The organism is Arenimonas sp., from assembly GCF_035312645.1.
In the GTDB taxonomy this organism is placed as follows: domain Bacteria; phylum Pseudomonadota; class Gammaproteobacteria; order Xanthomonadales; family Xanthomonadaceae; genus Arenimonas.
On record NZ_DATGBO010000029.1, the window covers coordinates 1 to 9803 of the forward strand.

General features: G+C 64.0%; 11 protein-coding genes. 2 read left to right on the forward strand and 9 right to left on the reverse strand.

What is annotated here, in order from left to right; translation table 11 throughout:
- The 8 genes from VKM35_RS02295 to VKM35_RS02330 all read right to left on the reverse strand — a co-directional run.
- Positions 1 to 1251: aminodeoxychorismate synthase component I (locus tag VKM35_RS02295; protein ID WP_324317928.1), on the reverse strand; the 1251-nt coding region annotated here is incomplete at its 3' end.
- A gap of 57 nt (positions 1252 to 1308) precedes the next feature.
- On the reverse strand, positions 1309 to 2547 hold the full coding sequence (gene fabF, locus VKM35_RS02300) for a beta-ketoacyl-ACP synthase II (RefSeq protein ID WP_324317930.1): 1239 nt from the start codon (positions 2545 to 2547) through the stop codon (positions 1309 to 1311).
- Positions 2548 to 2716: 169 nt separating this feature from the next.
- Complete coding sequence (gene acpP / locus VKM35_RS02305; protein WP_022967933.1) at positions 2717 to 2956, reverse strand: acyl carrier protein; 240 nt, start codon at positions 2954 to 2956, stop codon at positions 2717 to 2719.
- Between the two features lie 132 nt (positions 2957 to 3088).
- Positions 3089 to 3835: a 3-oxoacyl-ACP reductase FabG gene (gene fabG, locus VKM35_RS02310; RefSeq protein WP_324317935.1), complete on the reverse strand. Its 747-nt coding sequence runs from the start codon at positions 3833 to 3835 to the stop codon at positions 3089 to 3091.
- A gap of 57 nt (positions 3836 to 3892) precedes the next feature.
- Complete coding sequence (fabD, locus tag VKM35_RS02315) at positions 3893 to 4837, reverse strand: ACP S-malonyltransferase (protein ID WP_324317937.1); 945 nt, start codon at positions 4835 to 4837, stop codon at positions 3893 to 3895.
- A gap of 112 nt (positions 4838 to 4949) precedes the next feature.
- Complete coding sequence (locus tag VKM35_RS02320) at positions 4950 to 5924, reverse strand: beta-ketoacyl-ACP synthase III (protein WP_324317939.1); 975 nt, start codon at positions 5922 to 5924, stop codon at positions 4950 to 4952.
- A gap of 110 nt (positions 5925 to 6034) precedes the next feature.
- On the reverse strand, positions 6035 to 6229 hold the full coding sequence (gene rpmF, locus VKM35_RS02325; protein WP_324317941.1) for a 50S ribosomal protein L32: 195 nt from the start codon (positions 6227 to 6229) through the stop codon (positions 6035 to 6037).
- Between the two features lie 26 nt (positions 6230 to 6255).
- Positions 6256 to 6768 carry a YceD family protein gene (locus tag VKM35_RS02330; protein WP_324317943.1) on the reverse strand — a complete coding sequence of 171 codons (513 nt, stop codon included), beginning with the start codon at positions 6766 to 6768 and terminating at the stop codon, positions 6256 to 6258.
- Positions 6769 to 6890: 122 nt separating this feature from the next.
- Here VKM35_RS02330 and VKM35_RS02335 point away from each other — a divergent pair, with 122 nt between their 5' ends.
- Both VKM35_RS02335 and VKM35_RS02340 read left to right on the forward strand, forming a co-directional pair.
- Positions 6891 to 7370 carry a hypothetical protein gene (locus tag VKM35_RS02335; RefSeq protein WP_324317945.1) on the forward strand — a complete coding sequence of 160 codons (480 nt, stop codon included), beginning with the start codon at positions 6891 to 6893 and terminating at the stop codon, positions 7368 to 7370.
- A complete protein-coding gene (locus VKM35_RS02340) occupies positions 7371 to 7943 on the forward strand; it encodes a Maf family protein (RefSeq protein ID WP_324317947.1) in 573 nt (190 codons plus the stop codon).
- An 18-nt stretch (positions 7944 to 7961) separates the two neighbouring features.
- On the opposite strand, the gene VKM35_RS02345 is transcribed toward VKM35_RS02340, so the two are convergent.
- Positions 7962 to 9785 (reverse strand): ArnT family glycosyltransferase, encoded by a 1824-nt coding sequence (locus tag VKM35_RS02345; RefSeq protein WP_324317949.1) that lies wholly within the window; start codon positions 9783 to 9785, stop codon positions 7962 to 7964.
- Positions 9786 to 9803 lie beyond the last annotated feature (18 nt).

Genomic DNA, 9803 nt, shown 5'->3' on the forward strand with positions numbered 1-9803 from the left:
GCCAGACAACCAGGCGCTGCGGATCAGGATGTTGAGGTCCATGTCGCCGTCGCAATTCAGGTAGCCGAGCGCGCCCGTGTACGGGCCGCGCCCCTCGCCTTCGAGCTCGGCGATGATCTGCATGCAGCGCACTTTCGGACAGCCGGTGATGGTGCCGCCGGGAAATACCGCGCGGATCACCTCGCCCGGTGTCACGCCATCGCGGCGCCGCCCACTGATGTTGGAAACGATGTGGTGCACATGCGTATAGCTCTCGACCGTCATCAACTCGTCCACGCGCACGCTGCCGGGAACGCAGACGCGGCCGAGGTCGTTGCGCTCCAAGTCGATCAGCATCACGTGCTCGGCGCGCTCTTTGGGGTGGCCGACCAGTTCGCGGATGCGCGCGGCATCGTCATCGCCGGGAAAGCGCGGGCGCGTGCCGGCGATCGGACGCGCTTCGACGACATCGCCGCGCACCGACACCAAGCGCTCGGGGGAGGAACTCGCCAACGCCCAATCGTCGAACGCCAGCAGGCCGGCGAACGGTGCCGGATTGGCCTCACGCAAGCGCGAATACCAGGCGACAGGATCGATCACCGCAGAAAATTCCGCGCGCCAGGCACGCGAAAGATTGACCTGGAAAACATCGCCGGCGCAAAGATACTCGTGCACTTTCGCAACGCCATCGAGGAACTGCGCGTCGTCATCTTCACGGATGTCCTGCGGCGATTGCCAGTCGGGCAACGAGGGCAACGCACGTGCATCGGCGAGATCAGCAGCCAGCCCTTCAAGCAATGCGGCGGCCTGCGCTTCAACGATCGCGAAACATTCGCCGCTGTTGCGGTCGCGCAGGATCGCCGCCGGACAACGCAGGGCCAGCGCCACCGGCAGCGGACCGGGAGCATTCGGTAGCTGCAATATCGGCTCGATCTGCGCGGCGAGTTCGTAAGCGAGAAACAGCGCCCAGCCGCCACGAAACGGCAACGTCTTGTCGCCGTCGTCGCCGCGTTGCATCTGCCAATCGGCATCGAGGTTGGCGAGAAAGTCGCCGGCACATTCGCTGCCGTCCAACCGGCGCGTGATGCCGTCGACGTCGAGACGCAGACCCTCGCCGTTCGCTACAAACAACAGGTCCCAACGCGACAGGCCGTTGCCGCCGGCGACGCTTTCGAGCAGCAGCGGAAAGCGCGCGCGATGCGCACGGTGCAGCGACAACAGGTCGGTGTCCGCCGGCAATGCACGGCGGAGCAATTTGTTCTTGTCAGACATCGGCCGGCCCTGCCGGCAGCGTGCGCGTCATGATCATCGCAGGCTGCCGTTTTGGGTTCAGAGGCGCTTGAAGACCAGGGTGCCGTTGGTGCCGCCGAAGCCAAAGCCATTTGACATGACCACGTCGACTTTTTTCTCGCGCGCCACGTTCGGCACGAAATCGAGATCGCAACCTTCGCCCGGATTGTCCAGGTTGATGGTCGGCGGAATCACGCCGGTATGCAGGGCCATGATCGAGAACACCGCTTCCACGCCGCCGGCGGCGCCGAGCAGATGGCCGGTCATCGATTTGGTCGAACTCACCATGGTCTTGTAGGCGTGATCGCCGAGCGCGCGCTTCATCGCCTGCGTTTCCGCGAGGTCGCCCAGCGGCGTTGAAGTGCCGTGCGCGTTGAGGTAGCCGAGCTGATCGGGATTGACCTTGGCATCGCGCATCGCCATCGCCATGCAGCGCGCCGGACCTTCGCCGTTCTCGCTGGGTGCGGTCATGTGATACGCGTCGGAGCTGGCGCCGAAGCCGACGAGTTCGCAGTAAATGCGCGCGCCGCGGGCCTTGGCCGATTCGTATTCCTCGAGAATGAGGATGCCGGCGCCGTCGCCGAGCACGAAACCGTCGCGATCCTTGTCCCAGGGGCGACTGGCACGCGTGGGATCGTCATTGCGTGTGGACAGCGCTTTCATCGAGCAGAAACCGGCAACCGAGGTCGGCGTGCAACCGTGTTCGGCACCACCGGCGACCATGATGTCGGCATCGCCGTACTGGATCATGCGCATCGCCATGCCGATCGAGTGGTTGGACGAGGCGCAGGCCGACACCGCGGAGAAATTCGGGCCCTTGAAGCCCTTGATGATGCACAACTGGCCCGAGATCATATTGATGATCGTGCTGGGCACGTAGAACGGCGAGACCTTGCGCGGACCGCCGAGGTGCAGATCGACTGCAGTTTCCTCGATGCCGCGGATGCCACCAATGCCCGAGCCGATCAGCACACCGGCGCGTTCGGCATTGGCCTCGGTGATTTCCAGTCCGGCATCGTCCATCGCCATCATCGCTGCGGCCAGGCCGTAGTGGATGAAGGTGTCCATCTTCTTGGCGTCTTTCGGATTGACCCAGGCTTTCGGATCGAAATCGCGGACTTCGCCGGCGATCTTGGCGTTGTAAAGCGTGGTGTCGAAATGACTGATCATGCCAACGCCGGAGCGGCCGTTGGTGATGCTGTCCCAGGCGGAAGCGAGATTGTTGCCGACCGGGGAGACGATGCCCATTCCGGTGATGACGACGCGACGTTGGCTCATGGCTTGGCTCCGCTTCGAGGTGACGCGCGGCCCTCCCGCGCTGTGGATAGCGTCCATGCACGCGGACCGCAGGCCCGCCTGTCATGCATACGTGCCGGCGCGATCGCCGGATGCCGCAAATACACAGGGCCGCGCATGCGCGGCCCCGGTATAAAAACTGCTTCGGCGATCAGGCCTTGACGTGCGCCTTGATGTAATCGATCGCTTGCTGGACGGAGGTGATCTTCTCGGCCTCTTCGTCCGGAATCTCGCACTCGAATTCCTCTTCGAGGGCCATCACCAGCTCAACGGTGTCGAGCGAGTCAGCGCCGAGATCATCAACGAACGAGGCGTTGTTGGTGACTTCGTCTTCCTTGACGCCGAGCTGTTCAATGACGATCTTCTTGACGCGTTCTTCGATGGTGCTCATGGACAAATCTCCTCCCGGAGGGATACGAACGGGCGCATTGTAATCATATGCCGGCCCCGGCGAGCGCCTTTTGCCGCCGGACCTTGGTTTTTGGAGGGGCGATTTTACCCCAATTCCCGTCCCGGCAAGGGATCAGGCCATGTACATGCCGCCATTGACGTGCAGGGTCTCGCCCGTCACATACGCCGCGGACGGGCTGGCGAGGAAAGCCACCGCCTCGGCGATGTCGCCCGGCGCACCGAAGCGACCGAGCGCGATCTGCGTTTGCATGGCGTTTTTCTGCGCTTCCGGCAGGGCCCGGGTCATGTCGGTTTCGATGAAACCCGGCGCGACGACGTTGACGGTGATGCCGCGGCTGCCGATTTCCTTGGCCAGCGATTTCGAGAACGCGATGATGCCGGCCTTTGCCGCGGCGTAGTTGGCCTGGCCCGGGTTGCCGGTCAGGCCGATCACCGAAGCGATCGAAATGATGCGCCCCTTGCGCGCCTTCATCATGCCTTTCATCACCGCTTTCGAGGTGCGGAACACCGAGCTGAGGTTGGTGTCGAGGATCACATCCCAATCCTCTTCCTTCATGCGCATCAGCAACTGATCGCGGGTGATGCCGGCGTTGTTGACCAGGATCGAGACGGCGCCGAATTCGCCGGCGATGTCGTCGATGAGTGCATCGACCGCGGCGCTGTCGGTGACGTCGAGCACGCGTCCGACACCACCGATCGCTGCCATTCTTTCGCCGATCGCCTTCGCGCCCGATTCGCTGGTCGCGGTGCCGATGACGGTTGCGCCGCGCTCGGCGAGCAGGTCGGCGATCGCTGCGCCAATGCCACGGCTGGCGCCGGTGACCAGGGCGATTTCGCCGGTGAGGGGTTTGTTGCTCATGTTCTTGTCTTCCTGCATTGGTGCGTCGATGTGGAGCGATTGCGACTCGCGTCGCTCCTACAGAATCTGAAGCTCGTTGAATGCCGTATCGAAATCCGCCGGCGCGCCGATCGCGCGTGCATCCAGCGTTTTGTCGATGCGCTTGATCAGTCCCGACAATACCTTGCCCGGCCCGCATTCGACGATATGCGTCGCGCCGCCGGCGGCAAGCGCCTGTATGCATTCGGTCCAGCGCACCGGCAGATACAGCTGGCGCACGAGCGCCTCGCGGATATCGGCCAGCGAATCATGACTGCGCGCGTCGGCATTCTGTATGACAGGGCGATCTGGCATCTGCCAGTCCATCGCCGCCATCACTTCGCCCAGTTGCGCCGCCGCGTCGCGCATCAGCGGCGTATGCGATGGCACGCTGACCGCGAGCTTGACGATCTTGCGCACGCCGCGTGCGCCGAGTTCCGCGATGGCGAGATCGACCGCCGCAGCGTGGCCACCGATCACGATCTGGCCGGGCGAGTTGTAGTTGGCCGGTACCACGACGTCCGTACCGGAAACCTGCGCGCAGACTTCCGCGACCAGCGCATCTTCCGTGCCCAGCACCGCTGCCATCGCACCGGTACCTGCCGGCACGGCAGCCTGCATCAGACGGCCGCGTTCGCGCACGAGCTTGGCGCCATCAGCGAGGGTGATCGCGCCGGCGGCAACCAGCGCCGCATATTCGCCAAGGCTGTGACCGGCGAACTGTGCCGGCTGCGCGCCGCCACGCTGCTGCCAAAGACGCCAGACCGCGACGCTGGCGGCAAGCAACGCTGGCTGGGTGAATTCGGTCTGGTTGAGTTGTTCTTCCGGACCGTGCTGGGACAGCGCCCAGAGATCGACATCGCAGCCCTGCGATGCCTCATCGAAAACCTGCGCGATCAACGGATGCGCCGCGGCGAGTTCCGACAGCATGCCCAGGCTCTGCGAGCCTTGGCCGGGGAAAACGAATGCGAGGGTCGGAATCATCGGGAGCTTCAGCGTGGAAGAGCGCGAATGATACGGGTCGGACAGCGAGAGCGTCTGTACCGGGGCGTAGGGAGCGGGTTCGCATAGGAGCGGCATGACCGCCCCTGCGAATTCAATAGCGCAGCAGCGCCGAGCCCCAGGTGAAGCCGCCGCCGAAAGCTTCGAGCAGCAGCAATTCGCCGCGCTTGATCTTGCCCGAGCGGATCGCTTCGTCCAGCGCCAGGGGCACCGAACCGGCAGAGGTATTGCCGGTGCGATCGACGGTGACGATGACGCGCTCCATCGACATCTGCAGGCGCTTGGCCGTGGCTTCGATGATGCGCAGGTTGGCCTGATGCGGAATCAGCCAGTCGAGATCGGATTTGTCGAGGCCGTTCGCGTCCAGGGTTTCGTCGACCACCGAATCGAGCGCCTTGACCGCGTACTTGAACACGTCGCTGCCGCTCATCATCACCTTGACGCCGCAGTTGGGCAGCTCGGGATTGAAACCGACGGAAACACCGACCGGGTTGTACAGAAGATGCTTCTTGCCGCCATCGGCATGCAAATGCGTGGACAGGATGCCGGCTTCGCTGTCGGCCTTCAGCACAACGGCGCCGGCGGCATCGCCGAACAAAACGCAGGTGGCGCGATCGGTCCAGTCGACCATGCGCGTGAGGGTTTCGGCACCGATCACCAGCGCGTTTTTCACCGAACCGGTCTTGATGAACTTGTCGGCGATGCTCAGTGCATAGATGAAACCCGAACAGGCGGCGTTGACGTCGAAAGCCGCGCAACCGTTGGCGCCGAGCCGGTGCTGGACCAGGCAGGCGGTGGACGGAAAGATGATGTCGGGAGTGGTCGTGCCAACGACGATGAGTTCGATGTCGGCGGGGTCGAGGCCGGCGGCTTCCAGCGCGCGGGTGGCAGCGTGGAAGGCGAGATCGCCGGTGGTTTCGCCTTCGGCAGCAACGTGGCGCTCGCGAATGCCGCTGCGGCTGACGATCCACTCGTCGTTGGTGTCGACCATCTTCTCGAGATCGGCATTGGTCAGCACTTTCTCGGGCAGGTAGCTGCCGGTGCCGGCGATCCGCGAATAAATCGTCATCCCAAACCGCTCCTCAGTCCGGGCCGGATTGTCGCCGGCCAAAAAGCACGCGGCGGGACATGCCCGCCGCGTTCAGGATACCGCCAGTCCGCACGAGGCGGACAGCTGGATCACTCTTCCGTCTGGACCGAAGACTTCACGTCGACGACCTTGCGGCCGCGATAGAAACCGTCCTTGGTCACGTGATGACGCAGGTGCGTCTCGCCCGTGGTCGGATCGGTGGCCAGCTGCTTGGCCGTGAGGGCATCGTGCGAGCGGCGCATACCGATCTTGGACGGGGTCTTGCGGGATTTCTGAACGGCCATGGGGCTTCTCCAACTACTCTGTTCTGTTACTTTTTACGATCTTTCAGCGCGGCGAGCGCGGCGAAAGGATTGGGTTTGTCTTCTTTGACGAATTCCTCGGGCCACTCGGCCTGAAGTTCCGTCGAATCCGGGTTGATTGGCACCACCGGCAGGGCGAGGATCAATTCATCCTCGACCAGATCGATACCGCGCAATTGGCCGTGTTCGTCCAGCAGCAAAGGCTCCATCCCTTCCGGCAGCGCGCTTTCCTGCGCCTCATCGGTGATCAGTCCCAAACGCTGAACCACACTGACCGGATGCAGGTAGCGCTCTAGCGTGCGCTGACACAGCAGGGGCAGATTGGCGTCGGCGCGAACCTCGACAAAAGCGAGGCCCAGGTCGTCACGACCGAATTCCAGGGTGAATCGGCATTCGCCTTCGGGGTCCGTCAGGCTGACCTTGAGCCGAGGCAAATCGGTCAGGGCGACAACACCTTCGAAACTCCGCTGGGCCGTCACCATGCGCCAAGCGTCAAGCACAGGGGGCATGGGTGCGGACATAAGCGGCGCATTGTAGGTAGGCACGGCGGCCGTGTCAAACCAAAAAACCTAGGTCTGGCAGGGGTTTGCGGCTCGCGCTCGCGCTGGTGCAGACTGCCGTCTGACTCACGGACATCCTCGCCATGCTGCTTGTCGCCCTTTTATGTCTGGTCGTTGCGGCCATCGGCCTGTCTTTCCTCTGGGTTCGACACCTGCAGACCCGGCGCCAGAAATCGCTGACGCGACTGCTGGATCTGGCCGACGAAGTCGAACGCCTGCTCAATCGCACCCAGGAGCGCATGACGGCGATGCAGCCGCTGGTCGAGCGCGTCCCGGCCGACATCGGCGCCGTCGCGCAGGCGTCCTTGGGCAGCAACCTGCCGATCCGCGAGGCCAAGCGCGATGTCCTGCAGCACCGCCTGTGGATCCAGAAACACGGCCTGACCGCCAGCCAGTCCGAGATCGATACCGCCTGTGAGGCGCTGGACCGCGCCCGCGCGCGCATCGCCAGCCAGCTCGAGGAACTCGAAAATGCCGGCGCCGACCTCGCCCGCGCCACCGAGGCCGCGAATGAAGCGGCGCAACGCGAGCCGGCAACCCTGCGCCGCAATCCGGAGTCTTGAATGCTCGTCCTCGCCTCGACCTCGATCTATCGCCGCGCCCTGCTCACCCGCCTGGGCCTGCGTTTCGACGTGGCGCGCCCGGAGGTCGATGAAACCCCGCTGCTCAACGAAAGCCCGATGGCGCAGGCGCAGCGCCTGGCCGAGGCGAAAGCGCGCGCCGTCGCCGAGCGCTTCCGCGATGCCTGGGTGATCGGCTCCGATCAGGTCGCCGAACTCAACGGCCAGTCGCTGGGCAAACCCGGCGGCTTCGAACGCGCCGCCGACCAGCTCGCCGCGGCCTCCGGGCAACGCGTGCATTTCCACACCGCGGTCAGCGTGTTCCGCAACAGCGACCGGCGCACGATGCGTTTTTGCGATCTCACCGTCGTGCAATTCCGCACGCTCGCCAGCGCCGACATCGAACGCTACCTGCACGCCGAGCAGCCTTACGACTGCGCCGGCAGTTTCAAATCCGAAGGCCTGGGCATCAGCCTGTTCGAATCGATCGAATCGCGCGACCCCACCGCCTTGATCGGCCTGCCGCTGATCGCTCTCGCGAAAGCCCTGCGCCAGGCCGGCTTCACCCTGCCCTGATCGTTTCGCCGCGCGGCATCACTTTGAAATCGTGATCGCCTGCTCCGGCCAGGGTTCGACACTGCCGTCGCGGCCATGCAATACCAATCCCAGCCAATGCTTCCCGGGCGATAGATCGTGGGCATCGATGCGTGCGTCGAAACCGACGCGCGGCTGCTGCGGATCGCTGGAGATTTTCCAGTACTGCGCCACGCGCGGTTCGGCGCGGCCGTAATTCGCTTCGGCAATAGTGCGACCATCGATCGTGATATCGACGCTGGCCAGTCCTGCGCCATCCTTGAACGCCCAGCCCGAGATGATGAAATCCGCCGCCACGCGCTGCTTCGGCGTCGGCGTGTCGATCCAGGCCAGTGCCGGCGCGACGCAATGGCCGTTTGCGCTGACTGGCGGCAATCGATAGACAAGAAAACGTTTTTGTCCGCGATCGACATTCAGCACTCGCACTACCGGCAAGGCACCGATCTGTTCACAGGTCCGATGGTAAGAAGTCAGCCGCTGCCGCAATGGCAGGCCAGTGTCCTCGACGATCAGCCAGGTTGGCGCGTCCGAAGCGCGCATCGCCGGCGTCCATTGCAGCCCCCACAACTGCAGCTGCGGCGCGCGACCGTGCTTGTGGTTGTGCGGATGATCGAGCACCAGCACGTCGGAGCGATGCAGCGCGAATGCCAACTGCGCGGCCAACTCGAAATTGTCGGCGACCAGTCGCGAACCCGACGGCATGTCCAGAGCACGCACCGCATCGGCGATTTCCTGCGCGCCGGAAAAATCCTGCGGATACAATTTCGTGTCGGCCAGTTGCAGGCGCGCGCCGGCATCGGTCGCCAGCGCCAGCCAGAAAACAGTCGCGGACAGAGCCAGACCCGCAATCGCCACTGTCGCGATTCGCCAGCCGCGCGTCTGCGGCAAATCCAGGCCGACCATCGCAATAATCAGAACCAGCCAGCCCGAGAGCGGCCAGTGGAAACTGACGCGTTCGTGATCGGCGAAAAATCCCAGCAGGAAATAACCGAACACCGAAACGCTGCCGATCCCCAGCAGCAGACCCCAGGGGCCGTCGGGATCGCGACGCCAGGCATCCGGCAATTTCACCAGCGCCTGCGAAAGGAACACGAACAGCAACGGCGTGACCACGACACACTGGATCAGCAGCCACAGCAGACCATCGCCGTGGAAACTCCACGGGTTGCGATCAAGCAACTGGAAGCGCAAGCCGGCGCCGGCGTGATCGAAATTCCACAGCAGCAATGGCAACCACGCGCAGGCACCAAGCAACAGTGCGAGCCAGAACCGGCGATCAGCGAACAGCGCGCGCGCGCGGCGATCAAGCAACAGGCCGCACAGTCCCGCAGCCACCACGCCGGCGAACCGATAGTGGCTCAGCGCACCGATCGCCAGTCCTGCCACCAGCGTGCACCAGCCGGCCGCATCGATGCGTTCGCGCAACTGCGCCATTCCATCCAGACACAACAATGCCGCGAAGACGATCGGCACATCCGGCATCGCCATCATGCCGAGCAAGCCCGAAAGCGGCATCAGCAACGCCAGCAGGCCAGCGCGCCAGCCAGCCTGAGCGCCGAACCAGCGCGTGGCGATACGCACCACCAGCCAGGGAATGCCGGCACCGATCAGCAGGAAGAAAATGCGCACCGCCAACGGGTGCTCGCCACCGACGCCGCGCCCGAGAGCAATCAGCCATGCGGTCAGACCCGGCAGATCGGAATAGGCCCAGGCCAGGCGGCGCGACTCCCACGCATAAAACGCCTCGTCCACGAACAACGGCAAGCGCGCTGCCAGGACGATTTTCAAGGCGAACAAAACTGCCCACAGCGCGACAAACTTCACGCGCAAATTACCGCGATT

Coding starts and splice junctions, on each gene's coding strand:
- VKM35_RS02340 (WP_324317947.1), top strand. CDS start 7,371: ATGCTCGTCCTCGCCTCGACCTCGATCTATCGCCGCGCCCTGCTCACC.
- rpmF (WP_324317941.1), bottom strand. CDS start 6,229: ATGGCCGTTCAGAAATCCCGCAAGACCCCGTCCAAGATCGGTATGCGC.
- fabF (WP_324317930.1), bottom strand. CDS start 2,547: ATGAGCCAACGTCGCGTCGTCATCACCGGAATGGGCATCGTCTCCCCG.
- fabD (WP_324317937.1), bottom strand. CDS start 4,837: ATGATTCCGACCCTCGCATTCGTTTTCCCCGGCCAAGGCTCGCAGAGC.
- VKM35_RS02335 (WP_324317945.1), top strand. CDS start 6,891: ATGCTGCTTGTCGCCCTTTTATGTCTGGTCGTTGCGGCCATCGGCCTG.
- VKM35_RS02320 (WP_324317939.1), bottom strand. CDS start 5,924: ATGACGATTTATTCGCGGATCGCCGGCACCGGCAGCTACCTGCCCGAG.
- VKM35_RS02330 (WP_324317943.1), bottom strand. CDS start 6,768: ATGTCCGCACCCATGCCCCCTGTGCTTGACGCTTGGCGCATGGTGACG.
- fabG (WP_324317935.1), bottom strand. CDS start 3,835: ATGAGCAACAAACCCCTCACCGGCGAAATCGCCCTGGTCACCGGCGCC.
- acpP (WP_022967933.1), bottom strand. CDS start 2,956: ATGAGCACCATCGAAGAACGCGTCAAGAAGATCGTCATTGAACAGCTC.